Annotated in this window: 19 protein-coding genes; 14 read left to right on the top strand and 5 right to left on the bottom strand. The window is 71.7% G+C overall.

Annotated elements, in window-relative coordinates; genetic code table 11:
- Nucleotides 1-2 precede the first annotated feature (2 nt).
- The gene (locus tag AB0B33_RS17035) at nt 3-797 is read left to right on the top strand and encodes a hypothetical protein (RefSeq protein ID WP_360772301.1); all 795 of its coding nucleotides are present in this window, start codon (nt 3-5) and stop codon (nt 795-797) included.
- Here the strand turns inward: AB0B33_RS17035 and AB0B33_RS17030 are convergent.
- Nucleotides 790-2,133 carry a hypothetical protein gene (locus AB0B33_RS17030; RefSeq protein WP_360772298.1) on the bottom strand — a complete coding sequence of 448 codons (1,344 nt, stop codon included), beginning with the start codon at nt 2,131-2,133 and terminating at the stop codon, nt 790-792. The two genes, AB0B33_RS17035 and AB0B33_RS17030, sit on opposite strands and share 8 nt — an antisense overlap.
- 24 nt (nt 2,134-2,157) lie before the next feature.
- Nucleotides 2,158-3,762, bottom strand: coding sequence for a DEAD/DEAH box helicase (locus tag AB0B33_RS17025; RefSeq protein WP_360772785.1), 1,605 nt, complete (start codon nt 3,760-3,762; stop codon nt 2,158-2,160).
- A gap of 417 nt (nt 3,763-4,179) precedes the next feature.
- Here AB0B33_RS17025 and AB0B33_RS17020 point away from each other — a divergent pair, with 417 nt between their 5' ends.
- From AB0B33_RS17020 to AB0B33_RS17010, 3 genes are all read left to right on the top strand, one after another.
- Complete coding sequence (locus AB0B33_RS17020) at nt 4,180-4,833, top strand: ferritin-like fold-containing protein (RefSeq protein ID WP_247014501.1); 654 nt, start codon at nt 4,180-4,182, stop codon at nt 4,831-4,833.
- A gap of 119 nt (nt 4,834-4,952) precedes the next feature.
- Nucleotides 4,953-5,183, top strand: a complete 231-nt coding sequence (locus tag AB0B33_RS17015; RefSeq protein ID WP_125307071.1) for a DUF3107 domain-containing protein — start codon at nt 4,953-4,955, stop codon at nt 5,181-5,183.
- Nucleotides 5,184-5,495: 312 nt separating this feature from the next.
- Nucleotides 5,496-5,945 carry a pyridoxamine 5'-phosphate oxidase family protein gene (locus AB0B33_RS17010; protein WP_360772294.1) on the top strand — a complete coding sequence of 150 codons (450 nt, stop codon included), beginning with the start codon at nt 5,496-5,498 and terminating at the stop codon, nt 5,943-5,945.
- A 20-nt stretch (nt 5,946-5,965) separates the two neighbouring features.
- On the opposite strand, the gene AB0B33_RS17005 is transcribed toward AB0B33_RS17010, so the two are convergent.
- Together AB0B33_RS17005 and AB0B33_RS17000 are read right to left on the bottom strand one after the other, a co-directional pair.
- Nucleotides 5,966-6,283, bottom strand: a complete 318-nt coding sequence (locus tag AB0B33_RS17005; protein WP_247014499.1) for a DUF4873 domain-containing protein — start codon at nt 6,281-6,283, stop codon at nt 5,966-5,968.
- Nucleotides 6,280-7,047 carry a TetR/AcrR family transcriptional regulator gene (locus AB0B33_RS17000; RefSeq protein WP_247014498.1) on the bottom strand — a complete coding sequence of 256 codons (768 nt, stop codon included), beginning with the start codon at nt 7,045-7,047 and terminating at the stop codon, nt 6,280-6,282. The genes AB0B33_RS17005 and AB0B33_RS17000 overlap by 4 nt, the downstream gene beginning before the upstream one ends.
- Nucleotides 7,048-7,102: 55 nt before the next feature.
- On the opposite strand from AB0B33_RS17000, the gene AB0B33_RS16995 reads away from it, so the two are divergent.
- Both AB0B33_RS16995 and AB0B33_RS16990 read left to right on the top strand, forming a co-directional pair.
- Complete coding sequence (locus AB0B33_RS16995; protein WP_360772291.1) at nt 7,103-8,011, top strand: diiron oxygenase; 909 nt, start codon at nt 7,103-7,105, stop codon at nt 8,009-8,011.
- Nucleotides 8,008-8,922, top strand: a complete 915-nt coding sequence (locus AB0B33_RS16990; protein ID WP_360772289.1) for an alpha/beta hydrolase — start codon at nt 8,008-8,010, stop codon at nt 8,920-8,922. Before AB0B33_RS16995 ends, AB0B33_RS16990 begins: the two co-directional genes overlap by 4 nt.
- A gap of 65 nt (nt 8,923-8,987) precedes the next feature.
- On the opposite strand, the gene AB0B33_RS16985 is transcribed toward AB0B33_RS16990, so the two are convergent.
- Entirely contained in the window at nt 8,988-9,614 is a 627-nt protein-coding gene (locus AB0B33_RS16985; protein WP_086863845.1) for a TetR/AcrR family transcriptional regulator, read from the bottom strand.
- A gap of 113 nt (nt 9,615-9,727) precedes the next feature.
- Between AB0B33_RS16985 and AB0B33_RS16980 the strand changes: the two genes are divergently transcribed.
- The 8 genes from AB0B33_RS16980 (at nt 9,728) to AB0B33_RS16945 (ending at nt 19,804) form a co-directional block, all read left to right on the top strand.
- Nucleotides 9,728-10,771 (top strand): alpha/beta hydrolase, encoded by a 1,044-nt coding sequence (locus tag AB0B33_RS16980; RefSeq protein WP_247014494.1) that lies wholly within the window; start codon nt 9,728-9,730, stop codon nt 10,769-10,771.
- An 80-nt stretch (nt 10,772-10,851) separates the two neighbouring features.
- Entirely contained in the window at nt 10,852-12,003 is a 1,152-nt protein-coding gene (locus AB0B33_RS16975; RefSeq protein ID WP_360772284.1) for a DUF3152 domain-containing protein, read from the top strand.
- A gap of 95 nt (nt 12,004-12,098) precedes the next feature.
- Nucleotides 12,099-13,274 carry an adenylyltransferase/sulfurtransferase MoeZ gene (moeZ, locus tag AB0B33_RS16970; protein WP_247014492.1) on the top strand — a complete coding sequence of 392 codons (1,176 nt, stop codon included), beginning with the start codon at nt 12,099-12,101 and terminating at the stop codon, nt 13,272-13,274.
- A 133-nt stretch (nt 13,275-13,407) separates the two neighbouring features.
- Nucleotides 13,408-14,205, top strand: coding sequence for a TIGR02569 family protein (locus tag AB0B33_RS16965; protein WP_360772282.1), 798 nt, complete (start codon nt 13,408-13,410; stop codon nt 14,203-14,205).
- A gap of 119 nt (nt 14,206-14,324) precedes the next feature.
- On the top strand, nt 14,325-14,750 hold the full coding sequence (locus tag AB0B33_RS16960; protein WP_360772279.1) for a hypothetical protein: 426 nt from the start codon (nt 14,325-14,327) through the stop codon (nt 14,748-14,750).
- Between the two features lie 193 nt (nt 14,751-14,943).
- Nucleotides 14,944-16,992 (top strand): molybdopterin oxidoreductase family protein, encoded by a 2,049-nt coding sequence (locus tag AB0B33_RS16955; RefSeq protein WP_360772276.1) that lies wholly within the window; start codon nt 14,944-14,946, stop codon nt 16,990-16,992.
- Nucleotides 16,989-18,416, top strand: coding sequence for an FAD-dependent oxidoreductase (locus AB0B33_RS16950; protein ID WP_360772274.1), 1,428 nt, complete (start codon nt 16,989-16,991; stop codon nt 18,414-18,416). The genes AB0B33_RS16955 and AB0B33_RS16950 overlap by 4 nt, the downstream gene beginning before the upstream one ends.
- Nucleotides 18,413-19,804 (top strand): nitrate/nitrite transporter, encoded by a 1,392-nt coding sequence (locus AB0B33_RS16945; RefSeq protein WP_360772271.1) that lies wholly within the window; start codon nt 18,413-18,415, stop codon nt 19,802-19,804. Before AB0B33_RS16950 ends, AB0B33_RS16945 begins: the two co-directional genes overlap by 4 nt.
- Nucleotide 19,805: the final 1 nt, after the last annotated feature.

The following is a 19,805-nucleotide window of genomic DNA, read 5'->3' as shown; positions in this document are numbered from 1 at the left end:
ATGTGGCTTCACCGGACACCGACAAGCTGACGACGCTCCCCGTGGCGGCAGGTACGCCCGCGCCGCCGCAGGGGGCGGAGTCCGACGGCGGCGGCGAGGAGCGTGCTGCTGCGCAGGGGCAGGTGGCGCGGGGGCGGGTTGCGCGCGGTGCGGCCGAGACGGGCGCTGCGACCGGTGCGGCGGAGGCGGAGACCGCGCGGCAGGGGCTGCCCGCTGCCGGTGCGGCGGGAGCGGTGACTACGCCGCGCGAGCTGGCTGCTGCCGGGGCGGCGGAGGCGGAGACCGCGCGGCACGAGTTGCCCACCGTCGGCGAGGGTGAAGCTGCTGCGTCCGAGGCGGAGACCGCGCAGAACACGCTGCCCGCTGCGGGTGCGGCGGAAGCCGAGACCGCGCCGCACGAGCTGCCCGCCGCCGACCGGGCTGAAGCGCACACCGTGCCGCAAGAGCGGGTCGAGCCCGAGCGAATCGAACCGGATCCGGCCGAACCGGAACCCGAAGCGGCAGAAACCCCAGCCCCGGCGAAAGAACGTGGGCGCTGGTGGCGAGGCCTCACCGGCTCACTGGCCGCCGGCCTGACCGTGCTCGCCCTCGGTGTTCTGGTCGTCGCCGGCGTCTGTCTCTACACCGGCGCTCCGGGCCCCGGGGCGACGCTCCTCGTCGGCCACCCCATCGCCGCGGCCCTCGCCCTGCTCGCCCAGCGCGTCGCCGACCGGCGAAACGGTCCAGCCGCCGCCGGGGCAGGCGTCGCCGTCGTCCTCTTCGCCGCCTCCGCGGTGACCCTCTTCTGGCTCACTTGAGCGCGGTCAGCGTGTCCCCGCGCTCCTCCAGCAGCACCGGCCCGGCCGCACCCAGGCGGACCGCTCCGGTGTAGCCGCGGCGGTCGACGCCGACCGTCCGGATCGTCGAGCCGTCGTTTTCGTTCAGCACCGCCAGGCCGCCCTTGATGGGGATGACCAGCTGGTTCGCGAACGTGATGCCCGGGCCCATCGCGCTGCCCAGCGTCCAGCGGGGGGACAGGTCGTCGCGGGACAGGGCCAGCACCTTCGAGCCGCTGAACCAGTACACGTTCGCCGCCGTCTGGGTGGTCGCCTCGACGCCCGCCGGGGGGTCTTGGGCCAGGTCCGAAGGCGGGACGTCCAGCGGGTACGCCGCGCGCTGGGTGCCGTCGCCGTTGTACGTGACCAGGAGCTTCTGGTCCGGCAGCACCACCGCCGTCAGCTCACCCGACATCGCGACCACGCGGGCGCGCTTGCCCGCCAGCACCGAACTGAAGCTGACCTGGGGTTCGTCGTCCTTCTCCGGGGCCGCCTTGTAGACCGTCAGGCGGTCGGCCGGGTCGCCCGGGCAGCGCTCGATCACGCCGACCTTGCCCGACGACGCCGCCACCGTGCCGTACGTGCAGCCCGTGCGCGGTTGCTTTCCCGCGTTGACCAGCGCCGGGACCTCGCCGTACTCGGCGCTCTTCACGAGGTCGTCGCGCCAGGTGTCGAGGAGCTTCTTGCCCGTCGCCGTCACGTGGGAGCCGTCGCTGACCAGCTGCGTGCCCAGCTCGGCGTTGCCGTTGCGCTGCGCCGTGATCCGGCCCGTGGCCGGGTCCAGCTGCGTCACTTCACTGCAGTTGACGTCCTTGTGGTAGACGGCGTTCAGCCGCCCCCACGTCTCGTTCATCGTGCAGAGCTGCCGGTCACGCGCGTAGTGCCAGCGGATCTGGCCGGTGAGCGGGTCGCGGGCGGCGACCTCGCCGCCGTCGGCCGTGGCCACCGCGTCACCCGCCACCACCGGGACCGGGGTCGCGCCGCTGCGGGCGCTCCACAGCTCCGCCAGCGAGCCCGGCACCTTGTCCGGGGCCGCGGGCAACGGCGGGGGCGGGGCCGCCTCGGTGTGGTCGGTGGCCGCGCTGTCGCTGGTCGCGCCGATGACCAGCGCGACCGCCACCACGGCCACCGCGAGACCTGCGGCCAGCACCCGGTCCCGTCCGCGGTTCCAAGGCGAACGACGTGCCTTGACGCGCGGAGCGGGCGCGGGTGCGGGAACGTCCTCGAGGACGTCTTCGGAGCCGTACTCGGGGGCCGGTTCTTCCGCGGGCTCGACCGGTTCAGGCGCGCTCTCGGGCGCCTTCTCGTCTTCGCTCACTTACCCGACCCCCGTGCGTAGGCCTCAGTCTGCCGACGCAGGTGTATCAGACGTGGCCGCCGGGCGGCGACGGCGGCGCCGACGAGCGGGGCGCTCGGCGTTCTCGCCGGCTTCCTTCTCGACGGCCGGGCCGGTCGCTTCCGGGGCGTTGCCGGTGCGGGTGCGGCGCCGCGAACGGCTCCGGCCCTCGCCGGCGGGAGCGTCTTCCGAGGACGTGGCGGCGTTGTCCGCGGACTCGATCGCCTCGGCCGCCCGCGAACCACCGCGGGTGCGCTTGCGCGGGGCGCGGGCGCGCTTGCGCGGCGCTTCTTCCGGAGCGGCCTCGCCGGCCTTGCCCCGGCCACGCGGGCCGCGCTTCTTGCCGCCCAGGTCCTCTTCCTCCTCGGCGGCCAGGCCCGCGCGGGTGCGGTTGGCCAGCGGCAGCCGGCCCTTCGTGCCCTCCGGGATGCCCAGGTCCTCGAACAGGTGCGGCGACGACGAGTACGTCTCCACCGGCTCCGGCTTGTCGAGGCCGAGGGTGTCCGAGATCAGCTTCCAGCGCGGCATCTCGTCCCAGTCGACGAGCGTGACGGCGACGCCGGTCCGGCCCGCGCGGCCGGTGCGGCCGATGCGGTGGACGTAGGTCTTCTCGTCGTCCGGGCACTGGTAGTTGATCACGTGCGTGACGTCGTCGATGTCGATGCCCCGGGCCGCGACGTCGGTCGCGACCAGGACGTCGACCTTGCCGGAGCGGAACGCGCGCAACGCCTGCTCGCGGGCGCCCTGGCCCAGGTCACCGTGCACGGCGGCGGCGGCGAAGCCGCGCTCGACCAGGTCGTCGGCCACCTTCTGCGCGGTGCGCTTGGTGCGGCTGAAGATCATCGTGAGGCCGCGGTCCTGTGCCTGCAGCACGCGGGCGATGACCTCGGGCTTGTCCATCGAGTGCGCCCGGTAGACGAACTGGGTGGTGCGCTCGTGGATCGCGCTCGCGTCGTTCTCTTCGGCGCGGATGTGCGTCGGCTGCCGCAGGAACGTGCGGGCCAGCGTGATGATCGGGCCGGGCATGGTGGCCGAGAACAGCATGGTCTGCCGCTCGTCCGGCACCATCCGCAGGATGCGCTCGATGTCGGGTAGGAAGCCCAGGTCGAGCATCTCGTCGGCCTCGTCCAGCACGAGCCCGCGGACCTTGCCGAGCACCAGGTGCTGCTGCTCGGCCAGGTCGAGCAGGCGGCCCGGGGTGCCGATCACGACGTCGATGCCCTTGCGGAGGGCCTCGATCTGCGGCTCGTAGGGGCGGCCGCCGTAGATGGCCAGGGTGCGGATGCCGAGGTGCTTGCCGGCGCCCTTGAGGTCGTTGGCGACCTGGATGCACAGCTCGCGGGTCGGCACCACGACCAGCACCTGCGGGGTGCCGTCACCCGGCACCTGCACGCGGTGCAGCAGCGGGACGCCGAAGCCCAGCGTCTTGCCCATGCCGGTGCGAGCCTGGCCGATGAGGTCGTCGCCGGCCATCGCCAGCGGCAGGGTGAGCTCCTGGATCGCGAAGGTGCGCTCGATGCCGGCCTCGCCCAGGGCCTTGACGATCTCCGGCTTGACGCCGAAGGACGCGAAGGTCGGGTTCTCAGGCTCGACCTCGACGCCCGCCTGCAGCGGGTGCGAGGTGTCGAGCGCGGCCGGGCCGGTCTCGCTGTGCTCCAGCGCGACGGCGGGGGTCTGTTCGGTTGTGGGAATTTCTGCGGTCAGGGTGATCGCCTCTCTCGTGACCAGCGCGCACAGCCGTGGGTCCGCTCGACACTCGACCGGGAGTAAACCCTGGTCCCTGGCGCTGAACTGGAGCGCGGAACCGGTCCGTCCCGGGAATGCCGGAAGAGGCGTGCACGCACATTGCAGTACGTCGGCAAGCCACGTGACCTGCCTGTTTCCCGACGTCGGTATGACGTACGGAAGCTTCTTTATCAAAGACAGTGTACCTGGTCAGCAGTTTTTCGACAGTACCCGCCGCGCCGGAGCCAGTGGGATCGGTCTCGTCGCGGCACGTCCGGGTGCTTCGGCGATACCCTGGCCGCCGTGACCGACCCGAAAGAGATCAGCGAAGGCGTAGTCGACCTGCTGGGTGTGATCGCCTACCTCGAACTTTCCGCCTTCGACCGGCTGGCCGAGGACGCGCGCACCGCCCCCACGCTGGCCGGGCGCGCCGCCCTGGCGACCATGGCGGCCGCCGAGATCGGTCACTACGGGCTGCTGGCCCAGCACCTGGCCGCCCAGAGCGTCAAGATCGAGGACGCGATGGCGCCGTTCGTGGCCCAGGTCGACGCCTGGCACGCCTCGACGCCACCGAAGTCGTGGCTGGAATCGCTGGTCAAGGCCTACGTGGGCGACGGGCTGGCCGCCGACCTCTACCGCGAGATCGCCAGCTGGCTCGACCCGGAGACCAAGGACCTGGTGCTCACCGTGCTCGCCGACACCGGCCACTCGGCGTTCGCGGAGCGCGAGGTGGCCGCCGGCATCCAAGCCGACCCCAAGACCCGCGACAAACTCGCCCTGTGGGGCCGCCGCCTGCTCGGCGAGGCACTGACCCAGGCCCAGTACGTCGTCGCCGAGCGCGACGGCCTGGCCGAGCTCATCATCGGCGGCTCCGGCGACCTCTCCGGAATTGCGGCGCTGTTCCGGCGGTTGCAGCAGGGGCACACCAAGCGCATGCAGGCGCTCGGCCTGGGCTGACCCCGATGGAGTACCCGGAATTGACGACGCGGTCAGGCGCGGTCATGCGCCACCGGAACGAGCCCGTTCGGTTAGCCTTGCCGAGCACATCCCTTACGAATTTCCAGCGGAGGTCCCACGTGGAGGTCAAGATCGGCATCAAGGACACACCGCGCGAGCTGGTGGTGTCCAGCGGCCAGTCTCCCGAAGAGGTGGAGAAGCTGGTCGCCGAGGCCCTGACGGCCGGTGACGGGCTCTTCCGCATCAGCGACGAGAAGGGGCGCAAGTACATCGTCCCCTCCGACCGCATCGCGTACGTCGAGATCGCCCCGTCCGACGTCCGCAAGGTCGGCTTCGGCGTCGGCGACTGATCCCTCGCGGCCAAGGCCACTCCGGGACGTTCCCGGGGTGGCCTTTCGCATGCCCGGGTTCGCGCGTCGAAGGTCGGCCGGTCGAGTGGCCCCTCGGTGCCCGCGCCGTGGCGGGCGTCGTCGATCGGGGCGGCCGAGCTGCTGCTGGCGGCTCGGGTGGCGCGGGCGTCGCGACGCCGGTGGGGGCGGCCGCGCCTGGCGCCTGACCCGGCGTTGCCGGCGCGAGCCCGTGGCGGCCTTTCGCATGCCGCGGTTCACCGGATTGTGGTGTTTCGCTTGGTGTGTCGGTTTCCCGCCACCTAGCTTCGGCCGGTGACCACTCTCGAGCAGTCCGCCGTCGCGGACCTCGTGCGGAGCACGCTCTCCGCGCACAAGTCGTTGTTCCTGGCCACCTCGGGCAGCACCGGGCCGTGGGTCGGCGGGGTGTACTTCGCCGAAAGCGGCGAGTTCACCCTGAACCTCGTCCTCGAGGACCGCGGCCGGACGCTGGCCGCCATCCGGGAGAACCCGGTCGTTTCGGTGGTCGTCTCCACCGGCTCGCCGATGCAGCCGTTCCTGCAGGCCCAGGCGCTCGCCGAGGTCGTCGGCGGCGAAGGGGACGCGCGGGTGCGCGAGCTGCTCGTGGCGAAGGTGCCGGAGGCGGCGCCGTTCCTCGACGCGCCGGTCACGGCCGTCGAGCTGACCGTGCGGAAGTGGCGCGCCACCGACATCGCCAACGGCCTGATCCCGGGCGTCGAGCTGCCCGGCCCGCGCCTGCCCTGAGGCCCGCGAGCGCCTCGCCGTTACGCGTTCAGCTCTTCGAGCGACGTCGGGACGTGGAACGGCGGGGTGCTCGTCCCCATGATCCGGTAGCGGCCCCACGGGTCCGGGTCGGACAGCTCGCCGTCCGCCGTGTACTCGCCCGCCTGGATCGACACCGGCTTCTTCTTGCCGCCGGCGAGCTTGGTCAGCTCCTCGTTCACCGCCACCCGGCCGTACCAGCGGTAATAGCCGTCGATCGGCTGGAAGTAGCCGCGCAGCTCCACCGTCGTCGACACGGACACGCCGTCGACCACGAGGGTCGCTTCGCCGCTGTAGCCGTCTTCGTCGTGCTCGCTCATGAGGTCTCCTCCACCGCTTCGGCGCGGCCCAGCTGGACCACCTTGTTGGCTTCCAGGGGCTGGTTCGGGTCGATGACGACGCCGTGCTGGCGGCTCAGCCCGTCGATGGCCGCCCAGATGATCTGCGTCAGGTACTCCACGACCGAGTCGCGGCCCATCGACCGGCGGTCCAGCCACCACTCGCCGGTGTTCTGGACCATGCCGACGATGCCGTGCGCCCACGGCTCGGCCGCGCCGGAGTCCATGTTGAACATCCGCATGTAGTCGCCGAGCAGTGCGGTCAGCGCCGACGCGATCAGCTCCTTGTCCTCGGCCACGACGTCCGACGACACCGGCTTCTCCGGCCGCCCGTGCGCGAGCAGCCGGTACAGGTTCGGGTGCTCCTCGATCACGGTGAAGAACGCGTCGAGCGCCATCCGGATCCGCGGCACCGGCGCCAGTTCGGCGTTGATCGCCGGGATCAGCCGCTCGAACAGGATCTCCGTGCCGCGCTGGCCGAGCGCCACGTAGAGGTCGGCCTTGTCGTCGAAGTGCCGGTACAGCACCGGTTTCGTGACGCCGGCCTCCGCGGCGACGTCCTCCATGCCGAGGTCGGGGCCGTGCGTGTCGAGCGCCCGCAACGCGGCTTCGACGAACTCCTTGCGCCGCGCGATCCGGTGCTTGCGCCAGCGGTCGCGCCGGGCGTCGCCGGTCGTCTCCTCGCCACGCGAGGCCTTGCTGGACTGCTTGCCGGAGCGCTTGACACGTTCGATCACGAAGGTCATGCTACGCACAGGTAACTGTTACCTCAAGTTACACATTGCGGAAGGGGTGTCGGCAATGACGCGGACGCTGAAGGAACCGGACCGCGACAAGACCGCGGAACGCCTGCTGAAGTCGTCGGCGAACAAGTTCTACGACCCCGACGTCGACATCGACTGGGCCGCGCCGCTGGTCGAGGGCAAACGCTTCATCCTGGACGAACGCTCCTCGCTGTACGGCACGAAGCTGTGGGACGAGCTGACCCCGGAGCAGCGCATCGAGCTGGGCAAGCACGAGGTCGCCAGCGTCGCGACCACCGGGCTGTGGTTCGAAATCCTCCTGATGCAGATGCTGCTGAAGGAGGTCTACGAGCAGGACCCGACGTCCGCGCACGCCCAGTTCGCGCTCACCGAGATCGCCGACGAATGCCGGCACTCGACGATGTTCGCGCGGATGGCGTCGCGGATCGGCTGCCCCGCCTACGGCCCGGTGCCGTGGCTGCGGAAGCTGGCGAAGCTCATGCCGTCGATCTCCTACGGCCCGGCGCGCTACGGCGCGATCCTGGTCGCCGAGGAGGTCCTCGACCGGCTGCAGCGCGAGCAGATGAACGACGAAGGCGTCCAGCCGCTGGTCCGGATGGTCAACCGGATCCACGTGCTCGAAGAGGCCCGGCACGTCACCTTCGCCCGCGAAGAGGTCACGCGCGGGATGGCGAAGCTGTCGAAGGCCGAGATCGCCTACCAGCAGTTCATCATCGCGCTGATCTCGTACTTCGTGACGCGGGCGTTCATCAACCCGAACGTCTACAAGGCGGTCGGCATCCGGCCGCGCGACGGCGTCGAAGCGGCGCTGAACAACCCGCACTGGCAGGGGACGATCGCGTGGGCGGGGGAGAAGATCATGCCGTTCCTCGAGGAGTCCGGCCTGGTCGGGCTGCCCGGGAAGTACTTCTGGCGCAAGTCCTTCCTGCTCCCGGCGGGCCGGTGACGACCGCGTCGCGGCTGCGCGACCCCTCGATCGGGCACCGGTTCGTCGCGAGCGACGGCGCCGCGCTGCACGTCGAGGAGTCGGGCCCGGCCGACTCGGCGGTCACGCTGGTGCTGGTGCACGGCTGGACGCAGGACCACCGGACGTGGGACTTCGTGCTGCCGCACCTGGACCCCGGCGTGCGCGTGCTGCGCTACGACCTGCGCGGCCACGGCGGTTCGGCGCACGCGCGCCCCGGTTCGGCGACGATCTCGCGGCTGGCCGACGACCTCGCCGAGCTGATCGCCGACCGCGTCCCGTCGGGCCCGCTCGTGCTGGCCGGGCACTCGATGGGCGGCATGACGCTCATGGTGCTGGCCGAACGGCACCCGGAGCTCGTGTCGGAGCGGCTGGCCGGGGCGGCGTTCGTGGCGACGTCGTCGGGGGACATGGACCAGCTGACGCTGGGGTTCCCGGGCCTGGTCGGCCGCGGCGTGACGCGCTTCGAGCCGCGGGTGGCCCGCCTGCTCGCCCGGCTGCGGTCGGACACGCTGCGGCTGCGGCCGGCGATGGTCCGCTCGGGCGCCCGGCAGCTCGTCTTCGGGGCACGCCCGGGGCGGGCGCAGGTCGACAGCGTCGTCGAGCAGCTGCTGTGCGCGCACCCGGCGAGCGCGGGGCTGTTCCTGGACGCGATCGCCGCCCACCGCGGTGTGGGCGGGCTGGGCGCGCTGTGCGACGTGCCGTCGGTGGTGCTGGCGGGGGAGCGGGACCGGCTGTGCCCGCTGGCGCACGCGAAGGTGATCGCGGACGAGCTGCCGCACGCGGAGTTCGTCCGGTTCCCGGGCGCGGGTCACATGCTCCCGCAGGAACGCCCCTTCGAGGTCGCCCGCCGCATCTCCGCCCTGGTCCGCGTCGCCACTCGCGGCAACTAGGCATCTTTCATAGGGAAAGCTCCGCTTTGCGACACAAAGCGGAGCTTTCCCTATGAAAGTGCGGTTCAGGCGTCCTTGAGGGGGAAGCCGCCGCCGATGCCGCGCCAGGCGAGGTTGGCCGTCAGGGCCACCGCCTCCTCCTGGCTCATCGACTGGTGGTGCTGCAGCCAGAACCGGGCGCTGACCTGGCTCATCCCGACCAGCCCCACCGCCAGCAGCCGCGCCTTGTCCTCGTCGAGGCCGGCGTCCGCCGTGATCGTCTCCGTGATCGCGTCCACGCTCGCCGACGTCGCGCGGTCGACCGCTTCCTGGACCGCCGGTTCGCCGCGCAGGTCGGACTCGAACACCATCCGGAACGCGCCCGCGTCCTCGCTGACGAAGTCGAAGAACGCCCCGACCGTCGCCGGGACGCGCTGGCGGTTTTCGGTGGTCGAGTCCAGCGCCGTCTGCACGCGCTTGACCAGCTCGTCGACGTGGCTCTCCAGCAGCGCGATGTACAGATCGAGCTTGCCGGGGAAGTGCTGGTAGAGAACCGGCTTGCTGACACCGGCCACTTCGGCGATCTCGTCCATCGCGGCGGCGTGGTAGCCGTTCTCGGCGAAGACCCGCTGGGCCGCGGCGAGGAGCTGGGCCCGGCGCTCCGTCCGGGGCAGCCGCACCCCGCGCTGCTGCAGCCGCGTCATCTCCGTCATGCTCATCCTCCCGTCTTCACACCTTCGACGGGCGGGGTCGCCACCGCGTGAAGTCGTCCTGAAGATTACTCGCCGGTATGTATGCCGTGCCACGGGTCGGGCATCCTGGTTCCGTGAACACCGCCGTGACCGCGCGGGCGCCGCTGACGCACGTGCCCCTGTCGACCAGGGAATTGCCGTCTCTCGAGCCGTTGAAACCGCCGTGGCCGGCGGCCTTCGAAGAAGTCGGGACCGCGCGGCTCCACGTCCGCCGCACGCCGGGACCCGACGGCGTGCCCGCGGTGTACGTCCACGGCCTCGGCGGCTCGTCGACGAACTGGACCGACCTGGCCGCGCTGCTCGCGCCGGTCGCCGGCGGCACCGCCCCCGACCTGCCCGGATTCGGCTACTCCGAGCCCGAAGCGGGCTTCGACTTCACCCTCGACGCGCACGCCGACGTCGTCGCGCGGCACATCGAAACCGGTTTTTCGGGGGCGCGGGTGGCGGAGTCCCCGCCCCGGGGCGAAGCTCCGGCTGTCTCGGCAGCGGTCGGTGGGCCGGTGCACCTGTTCGGCAACTCGATGGGCGGGGCGATCGCGCTGCTCGTCGCCGCGCGGCGCCCGGAGCTGGTCAAGACGCTCACGCTCATCTCGCCGGCGGTCCCGGACCGGCGGCCCGACCCGCGCCGGTTGTCCGACCCGCGGATGGCGCTCGCCTACCTGCCGCTGGTCGGCGCCCGCGTGCGGGCCCAGCTCGCGGCGCTGGGGCCGCGCGAACGCGCCGCGCAGGTCATCAAGCTCTGCTTCGCGGACCCGTCGAGGTTCCCGGACAGCCGGCTCGACGAGCTCACCGAGGAGCACGGCGCCCGCGCCGGCTTCACCTGGGCGGCGCCCGCGATGGCCCGCAGCACGTTCGCCATCTTCCGGGCCTGGTCGACGCTCGGGAAGGCGTCGCTGTGGTCGGTCGCGCCACGGGTGACGGCGCCGACGCTGGTGGTCTGGGGCCGGGAGGACCGCGTCATCTCGGTGAAGCGGGCCGTGCGGACCGCGCGGGCGATCCCGCGGGCGCGGCTGCTGGTGCTGCCGCGGACCGGGCACGTGGCGCAGATGGAGCGTCCGGTGGTCGTCGCCAAGGCCGTTCTGGGCATGTGGGAGCACGTCGAAGCCGGTACCTGGTAGCCCGATCGAGTGAGGACAAACCCCTGCGTGGTCAGCCAGTCGCCGATAACGGTTCGGTGGCGCTGTGGCACCCTGGTGCGGTGGACCGGGTGAAGCAGGACGCGCGAGGCGACGATCGGCGGGCTCCCCACCGCGCGTCGGGCCGCCGGACCCCGGAGCCCGAGGAGTCGCCGCGCACCGGGCAGTACCGCCCGTCGTCGAAGGCGCCGGCGCAGCGCGTCACCGAGGACCGCTACCGCCCGGGCGGGCGGCGGACCAGCGCCGAGCCGCTGAGCGCCTCCTGGAAGCCCCACGTCGAGACGCCGCGCGAGCAGCCGAAGGAAGCGCCGCCGAAGTCCGGTCTCGCGAAGCTCACCAAGACCTACGGCTGGCGCGTCTACGCCCTGCCGATCCTCGTCGTGCTGACCGTGCTCGTCGTGGTCAACACGGCCACCAGCCCGGCCCAGCCGATCGCTGAGCAGAGCGCCGCGCCCGGCGTCGAGTCGGCGGGCGGCGACGCGGCCGGCGGCGCCATCGACGGCGAGGGCGAAGCGGGCATCCCGGAGAACCCGGCCAAGCCGGTCGACCTCAAGGTCCCGACGGCGGACCTGCCGAACGGCAGCCCGTTCACCCAGGCCGGCCGGGGCAGCTGGCACGTCGTCCCCGGCAGCGGCCCCAAGGTCGGCAGCGGCAAGCTGTACACCTACACCGTCGAGGTCGAGGACGGCATCGACGCCTCGAGCTACGCCGGCGACGACGCCTTCGCCGCCGCGGTCCAGGGCACGCTGTCCGATCCCAAGAGCTGGACGTGGGACGGCAAGATCGCCCTCCAGCGCGTCGACGCGAACTTCCCGAACCCGTCGTTCCGCGTGAGCCTCACCACGCCGGAGACGACGCACCGCGCCGACGCGTGCGGCTTCCAGATCACCTTCGAGGCGTCCTGCTACCGCAAGAGCATGGGCCGGGTGCTGATCAACCTGGCCCGCTGGGTGCGCGGCGCGAAGGCGTTCTACGCGGACATGACCGGCTACCGCCAGTACGCCATCAACCACGAGGTCGGCCACGCCCTGGGCAACCAGCACGTCGGCTGCGGTGGTAACGGCCAGCCGGCCCCGGTGATGATGCAGCAGTCGTTCGGCGTCTCCGACGACTACGTCTCGATGCTCAACGACATCCCCGGCGGCGACAAGGGCAAGGTGGCCAAGGACGGCCGCGTCTGCACGCCGAACGCGTGGCCCAATCCCACTCCGTAAGACCTTCCCAGCATGTGGCATCAGGGAAGGTCTGTTTGCCTGCGCGTGTTGTGCATAGTGGGATGGACGCGAACCGCGCGCGAGATGGAGGACCCATGTCAGCACTGCCGCCGCTCGTCGAGCCGGCTGCCGAGCTCACCAAGGAAGAGGTGGCGCGGTACAGCCGTCACCTGATCATCCCGGACGTCGGGGTGACCGGGCAGAAGCGGCTGAAGAACGCCAAGGTCCTGGTCATCGGCGCCGGCGGCCTCGGCAGCCCCGCGCTGCTCTACCTTGCCGCGGCCGGCGTCGGCACGCTCGGCATCGTCGACTTCGACGTCGTCGACGAGTCGAACCTGCAGCGCCAGGTCATCCACGGCCAGTCCGACGTCGGCAAGCTCAAGGCCGCGTCGGCGCAGGAGTCGATCGCCGAGATCAACCCCCTGGTCAAGGTGCACCTGCACACCGACCGGCTGGACTCGTCGAACGCGCTCGAGATCTTCGAGCAGTACGACCTCATCGTCGACGGCACCGACAACTTCGCCACGCGCTACCTCGTGAACGACGCCGCCGTGCTGCTGGGCAAGCCGTACGTGTGGGGCTCGATCTTCCGGTTCGAGGGCCAGGTCAGCGTGTTCTGGGAGGACGCGCCGAACGGCAAGGGCCTCAACTACCGCGACCTCTACCCGGAGCCGCCGCCCCCGGGCATGGTCCCCTCCTGCGCCGAGGGTGGCGTGCTGGGCGTGCTCTGCGCGTCCATCGGCTCGATCATGGTGACCGAAGCGATCAAGCTGCTCACCGGCATCGGCGAGCCGCTGCTCGGCCGCCTGATCAGCTACGACGCGCTGGAGATGAAGTACCGCGAGGTCAAGATCCGCAAGGACCCGGAGACCCCGAAGATCACCGAGCTGATCGACTACGAGGCGTTCTGCGGTGTCGTCTCGGACGAGGCCGCCCAGGCCGCGTCGGGCAGCACGATCACGCCGGCGGAGCTCAAGGCCAAGTTCGACAACGGCGACAACTTCGCCCTGATCGACGTCCGCGAGCAGCACGAGTACGAGATCGTCAACATCAAGGGCGCGACGCTGATCCCGAAGGACCGCATCCTCTCGGGCGAGGCGCTGGCGGAACTGCCGCAGGACAAGCCGATCGTCCTGCACTGCAAGTCGGGCGCCCGCTCGGCGGAGGCCCTCGCCGCCCTGCACGCGGCCGGCTTCAAGGACGCGACGCACCTCGGTGGCGGCGTCCTGGCGTGGGCGAAGCAGATCGACCCGAGCCTGCCGACCTACTGACAGTGGCTTTTCGCGAAGGCCGCCTCCGGCTTCCGGGGGCGGCCTTCGCGGCGTTTCGTCCGAGTCGCAAAACACTGTGTGACCAGCGCGTCTTCTCGAACGTGGACCACCCGGCCGGGTAACGTCAAGACTCGTGCGGTCAACCCTCGAACGCCCTCCGGCGCACGTCTGCTCGGCCTTCGGCGGCCTCGACGACGCCAGCGAACCGCTGCCGGACTCGACGGCGTGGCGCTGCGGCGACCTCGTGCTCAAGCCGGTCACCGATAAGGCGAAGACGCTGTGGACCGCCCGCGCCCTCGACTACATCGCCGAGCCGGGACTGCGGGTCGCGAAGCCGGTCGGCTCCAGCGACGGCCGCTGGATCGTCGGCGGCTGGACGGCGTCCCGCTTCGTCTCCGGCACGCCCGAGCACCGCGGCGACGCGTCGGTGCTGGCGGCGGTGAAGCTCCACCGCGCGACGCTGGGCCTGCCCCGGCCGGAGTTCCTGGCCACCCGCCGCGACGTCGACGCGATCGCCGACCGGGTGGCGTGGGAGGAACTCGAGGTTCCGCTGGAAGAGACGAAGGGCGGCCGGTGGTTCGAGGTGCTCGCGGGTGCCCGCCGTCCGATCCGCCTGCCGTCGCAGGTGGCGCACGGCGAACTGCTGGCGGGCTTGCTGTTCGACGGCACCGGGGCACCGGGCCTGGTGGACTTCGTGCCGTACTACCGCCCGGGTGAGTACGGCGCCGCGATCGTCGCGGTGGACGCGCTGGCGTGGGGCGGGGCGACGCGGGAGCTGCTGGAGCGGTGGGCGCACCTGCCGGAGTGGCCGCAGCTGCTGTTGCGGGCGGTGCTGTTCCGGCTGGCGGCGAACGCGCTGAACCCGCGCTCGACGCAGGCCTCGCTGGACGGGTTGCGGGCCGCGGCTCGCGAGGTGAGCGGGGTTTTGTAAGGGTGGCGGCCCGGCCGTCGCTGCGGGATCGCGCCTCGGGTACCCGGCGCCTGCTGTCTTGTGACGGGCCCCGGCCGCCTGGGATGCTGGCTTCATGAGCACCCGCTGCCGAAAGGGCCATGCCGCGTAGGCGGCCCGCAAGCCTGCGCCGCGCCCAGCGACTCGACGTCGCCGGACCGCCGCCGGCCAAGATTCCCCACCTCTCCCGGCGCGCGCAGCGGCAGCTCGCCTTCGCCGAAGCCGCCGCGGGCGGCTCGCCCGGGTTCGTGGCCGACCTGCTCGAAGACTGGGACCGCGCCACCCGGCCGCCCTTCCGGCTGACCCTGCCCGCCTCCCCGCACCCAGATTGCGACCCGGTCGGCACACGCTGGCTCCTCGCTCGGGTGCTGGCCGAGCTGCCGCGCCGGGACCGGGCGCTGGTCGGCGCCGTGCTGTCGCGGGTCGATCGGCGGTTCGCCGCGCGGACGCTGCCCGATCCGCTCAACCCCTCGCCGTGGTGGTTCGAGCGGCGGCTGTTCGAGCAAAGCGGCTGGGGACGGCTGTGACCGAGGTCGCAAGGTCGCCGTCACGGCCGGGGAGGCGCCGCTGACCTCAGGTCTCCCGGTCCGTGGACGCGGATCTCACCGGCCGGGCGGCGGGCGCGCCGCCGCAATGTCAACTGCCTGAAACATTCGGTCGATTCCGAGTAACACGGCCTCCTTAGCGTCAGGGCATTCCCGAACCGCCGAGGAGGTGCCCGTGCCGCAGGTCGACACCCACTGCCCGTACTGCGCGCTGCAGTGCGGGATGAGCCTCGACGGTGCCCGCGTCACGCCGCGGGACTTCCCGGTCAACGCCGGCGGCCTCTGCCAGAAGGGCTGGACCTCCGGCAGTCTCCTCACTTCGCCGAAGCGGCTGACCACCCCGCTGCTGCGCGTCAACGGCGGGCTCGAGCCGGTCAGCTGGGACTTCGCCCTCGACTTCGTCGCGCGCAAGCTGGCCGGGATCACCGGCGAACACGGTCCGGACGGCGTCGCGATCTTCGGCGGCGGCGGGCTGACCAACGAGAAGGCCTACCTGCTCGGCAAGTTCGCCCGCGTCGCGCTCGGCACCTCGCAGATCGACTACAACGGCCGGTTCTGCATGTCCTCGGCCGCCGCCGCGGGGATCAAGGCGTTCGGGGCCGACCGCGGGATGCCGTTCCCCGTCACCGATCTCAAGCGGGCCGACGTCGTGCTGCTCGCCGGGGCGAACCCGGCCGAGACGATGCCGCCGTTCACCCAGCACCTGCGCGGGACCGACCTGATCGTCGTCGACCCGCGGCGGACGCCGACCGCCGAGCTGGCGAGCCTGCACCTCGCTCCCCGGCCCGGCACCGATCTCGCGCTGGCGCTGGGCATCCTGCACGCCGTCGTCGAAGGCGGTCACCTCGATCAGTCCTATGTGGATGATCGCACCAACGGTTTCGGGGACGTGTGGCGGATCGTCGCGTCCTGGTGGCCGGAACGCGCCGAGCGCGTCACCGGGGTGTCGGCCGCCGACATGCGCCTCGCCGCGGAGAAGCTCGCCGGGGCCCGCAACGCCTACATCCTCACCGCGCGCGGCACCGAGCAGCACGCCACCGGCACCGCGAACGTCGGCGGCTGGATCAACCTCGCCCTCGCGCTCGGCATGCCGGGCCGGGACGGCTCCGGCTACGGCTGCCTCACCGGGCAGGGCAACGGCCAGGGCGGGCGCGAGCACGGCCAGAAGGCCGACCAGCTGCCCGGCTACCGCAAGCTCGACGACCCGGCCGCCCGCGAGTACGTCGCCGGCGTGTGGGGCGTCGACCCGGACAGCCTGCCCGGACCCGGCCGCTCGGCCACCGAACTGCTCGAGGCGCTCGGCCAGGAAGGCGGCCCGAAGGCGCTGATGGTGTTCGGCAGCAACGTCGTTGTCTCGGCGCCGCGCTCGCAGCGCGTCCAAGATCGGCTGTCCGAACTGGACTTCCTGGTCGTCGCCGACTTCGTGCTGTCGGAGACCGCGGCCCTCGCCGACGTCGTCCTGCCGGTCACCCAGTGGGCCGAGGAGCACGGCACGCTCACCAACCTCGAAGGCCGGGTCCTGCTGCGCCGCAAGGCACTCGACCCGCCGCCCGGTGTCCGGTCCGATCTGGACGTCCTCAACGGACTCGCGAAACGGCTCGGACAGCCGGAAAACCGGTTCCCCGTCGACGCCGAGACGGTGTTCGAAGAGCTGCGGATCGCGTCCAAGGGCGGCATCGCCGACTACTCCGGCGTCAGCTACGAGCGGCTGCGCAACGGCGAAGCCTTGCACTGGCCGGTCCCGGCGGACGACCACCCCGGTACCCCGCGGATGTTCCTCGACGCCTTCGCCCACCCGGACGGCCGCGCGCGGTTCGTGCCGGTCGAGTACACCGGCCCGGCCGAACTGCCGGACGAGGAGTTCCCGTTGCAGGCCACCACCGGCCGCGTGCTCCAGCACTACCAGTCGGGCGCGCAGACCCGGCTGATCGACGAGCTGAACGACGTCGTGCCGGAGGCGTTCGTCGAGGTCCACCCCGACACGGCCAAGCGTGCCGGTCTCGAGGAAGGCGATCCCGCGAGAATCCGTTCCCGGCGCGGCGAGACCGTGGCCAAGGTGCGGTTCGTGCAGTCGTTGAAGCCTGATCTCGTGTTCCTGCCGTTCCACTTCCCGGGTGAGCAGCGCGCGAACCTGTTCACCAACCCGGCGCTCGACCCGGTCAGCCGGATGCCGGAGTTCAAGGTGTGTGCCGTTTCTCTGTCTACTGTGGATGGTGCCGCATGACACCGCGTGAAGTCGTCATCGTCGGGTACGGCATGGCCGGTGCCCGGCTGGCCGACGAGATCCGCCGCCGCGACCCGATCGCCGAACGTGTCCGGCTGACCGTGCTCGGCGCCGAGAAGCACGCCGCCTACAACCGGGTGCTGCTCTCGGCCGTCGTCGCCGGCGGGATGAGCGCCGAAAGCGTCCGCCTGCACGACGACGAATGGGCCGCGCGCCACAACATCGACCTACGGCTCGGGGTCGACGTCGCCCGCATCGACCGCGAGAAGCGCTGCGTCGAACTCGCCGACGGTGCGTGCGTGGACTACGACGCCCTGGTGCTCGCCACCGGCGCCAACCCGTGGATCCCGCCGGTCGAAGGTCTCGAAGCCGGGCCGGGCGTGGTCGCCTTCCGCAGCCTCGACGACTGCGCCAAGATCCTCGAAGCGGCCCGGTTCGGCGCGCCCGTCGCGGTGCTCGGCGGCGGCCTGCTCGGTCTGGAAGCCGCCCGCGGCCTGGCCGGGCGCGGCAACCAGGTCACCGTCGTGCACCCGCTGGGTCACGTCATGGAACGCCAGCTCGACGCGGCCGCCGGGCACGTGCTGGCCCGCCGGCTCACCGACATGGGCGTGACGTTCAAGTTCGGCGCCACCGCCGCCCGCTACCTCCCCGGGGACGGGCTCAAGCTCGACGACGGCACCCTCGTCCCGGCCGACCTGGTCGTCGTCGCCGCCGGTGTCCGCGCCGAAACGCGCCTGGCCACCGAAGCCGGGCTGGACGTCGAGGGCGCGGTGCTCGTGGACGACACCCTGCGCACCAGCGACGGCCGCATCCACGCCCTCGGCGACTGCGCGCGCCACCCCGGCGCCCCGGCCGGGCTGATCCAGCCCGCGTGGGAACAGGCCGCGGTCCTCGCCGACGTGCTGACCGGCACGAACGCGGCCGCCCGCTACCGCGGCACGACCGCCGTCACCCGGCTCAAGGCCCGCGGTATCGACCTCGCCGCGCTCGGCGAGACGCAGCTCGAAGCCGGTACCCCCGACGCCGAGGTGCTGACGTTCAACGACCCCACCGGCGGCCGGTACGGCAAGCTCGTCGTCCGCGAAAACCGCGTGGCCGGCGCGATCCTGCTCGGGCTGCCCGACGCGGCCGCGACCATCACCCAGTTCCACGACCGCGGCACGCTGCTGCCCGACGACCGGCTCGCCGTCCTGCTGGGCCGCGCGCTGCCCACCGGCAGCACCCCGGCCGCCAGCCCGGCCGACCTGCCCGCCGCCGCGGTGATCTGCCGCTGCAACAACGTCACCAAGAGCCGCCTGATCGAAGCCTGGAAGGGCGGCGCCACCGACACTCCCGCACTGGCGCGGGCCACGCGAGCCACGACGGGCTGTGGCGGGTGCACCGACACCGTCGGCGGCATCGCCAACTGGCTCGCGGCGCAATGACCGACCCGACCCGCTCTGAGGAGAACGCCGTGGTACACCAAGGAAAGCACTGGATCGAGCACTGGGAACCGGAGAACGAAGAGTTCTGGGAGGCGAAGGGCAAGAAGATCGCCCGCCGCAACCTCTGGTTCTCCGTGCTGGCCGAGCACATCGGCTTCTCGGTCTGGACACTGTGGTCGGTCATCGTCCTGTTCATGGGCAAGGACTACGGGTTCTCCGCCGCCGACAAGTTCCTGCTCGTCTCGACGCCGACGCTGATCGGCGGCCTGATGCGGCTGCCCTACACCTTCGCCGTGGCGAAGTTCGGCGGTCGCAACTGGACGATCGTCAGCGCCGTCCTGCTGCTGATCCCGACGGTCCTCGCGGCCGTCGTGCTGCACCCCGGGACGTCGCTCGGCACGTTCCTGCTGGTCGCGGCGCTCGGCGGCGTCGGCGGCGGCAACTTCGCGTCGTCGATGACGAACATCAACGCCTTCTACCCCGAGAAGCACAAGGGCTGGGCCCTCGGCCTCAACGCCGGTGGCGGGAACCTCGGCGTCGCCGCGATCCAGCTCGTCGGGTTGCTGGTGATCGGCACGGCGGGCGCGACCGCGCCGCGGGTGGTGCTCTTCGTCTACCTGCCGCTGATCGTCGTCGCCGCCGTGTGCGCGTACCTCTACATGGACAACCTCGCCACGATGAAGGGCGACACCAAGGCGATGCGCGAGGTCGTCAAGGACCCGCACACCTGGGTGATGTCGTTCCTCTACGTCGGCACGTTCGGCTCGTTCATCGGCTACAGCTTCGCCTTCGGCCTGGTGCTGCAGAACCAGTTCGGCCGCACCCCGCTGCAGGCGGCCGCGGTGACGTTCCTCGGTCCGCTGCTCGGCTCGCTCTCGCGGCCGACCGGCGGCTGGCTGGCCGACCGGGTCGGCGGCGGCAAGATCACCTTCTTCACGTTCATCGGGATGGCGCTGGCCACGGTCGTGCTGATCCTCGCCTCGACCTCGAAGTCCCTGGCGCTGTTCACGGTCGCGTTCATCGTGTTGTTCGTGCTCACCGGCGTCGGCAACGGCTCGACGTACAAGATGATCCCGGCGATCTTCCGCGCCAAGGCGAAGGTGGCGATCGCGAACGGCGCCGAAGAGACGGCCGAGCTGCTCAAGGCGCGCCGCCTCTCGGGCGCGCTGATCGGCCTGGCCGGCGCGATCGGTGCCGAGGGCGGGCTGTTCATCAACCTCGCCTTCCGGCAGTCGTTCGCCGACGCGAAGAGCGGTGTCCCCGCCTTCATCGGATTCCTCGTCTTCTACGGGCTGTGCTTCGCCGTCACCTGGGCGGTCTACCTGCGCAAGCCCGCCGAACAGCCCACGAGTGAGCGCGGTCTGGCGCTCGCGGGAGCGGAGGTCTGAG

Source organism: Amycolatopsis sp. NPDC049159 (assembly GCF_040648295.1).
Classification (GTDB): domain Bacteria; phylum Actinomycetota; class Actinomycetes; order Mycobacteriales; family Pseudonocardiaceae; genus Amycolatopsis; species Amycolatopsis pretoriensis_A.
Note: the sequence above shows the minus strand (reverse complement) of the source record. Positions and strands in the feature narration are given on the sequence as shown.

Coding starts and splice junctions, on each gene's coding strand:
- AB0B33_RS17005 (WP_247014499.1), bottom strand. CDS start 6,283: ATGAGCGAGCACGACGAAGACGGCTACAGCGGCGAAGCGACCCTCGTG.
- AB0B33_RS17000 (WP_247014498.1), bottom strand. CDS start 7,047: ATGACCTTCGTGATCGAACGTGTCAAGCGCTCCGGCAAGCAGTCCAGC.
- AB0B33_RS16995 (WP_360772291.1), top strand. CDS start 7,103: ATGACGCGGACGCTGAAGGAACCGGACCGCGACAAGACCGCGGAACGC.
- AB0B33_RS16985 (WP_086863845.1), bottom strand. CDS start 9,614: ATGACGGAGATGACGCGGCTGCAGCAGCGCGGGGTGCGGCTGCCCCGG.
- moeZ (WP_247014492.1), top strand. CDS start 12,099: ATGTCAGCACTGCCGCCGCTCGTCGAGCCGGCTGCCGAGCTCACCAAG.
- AB0B33_RS16960 (WP_360772279.1), top strand. CDS start 14,325: ATGCCGCGTAGGCGGCCCGCAAGCCTGCGCCGCGCCCAGCGACTCGAC.
- AB0B33_RS16950 (WP_360772274.1), top strand. CDS start 16,989: ATGACACCGCGTGAAGTCGTCATCGTCGGGTACGGCATGGCCGGTGCC.
- AB0B33_RS16945 (WP_360772271.1), top strand. CDS start 18,413: ATGACCGACCCGACCCGCTCTGAGGAGAACGCCGTGGTACACCAAGGA.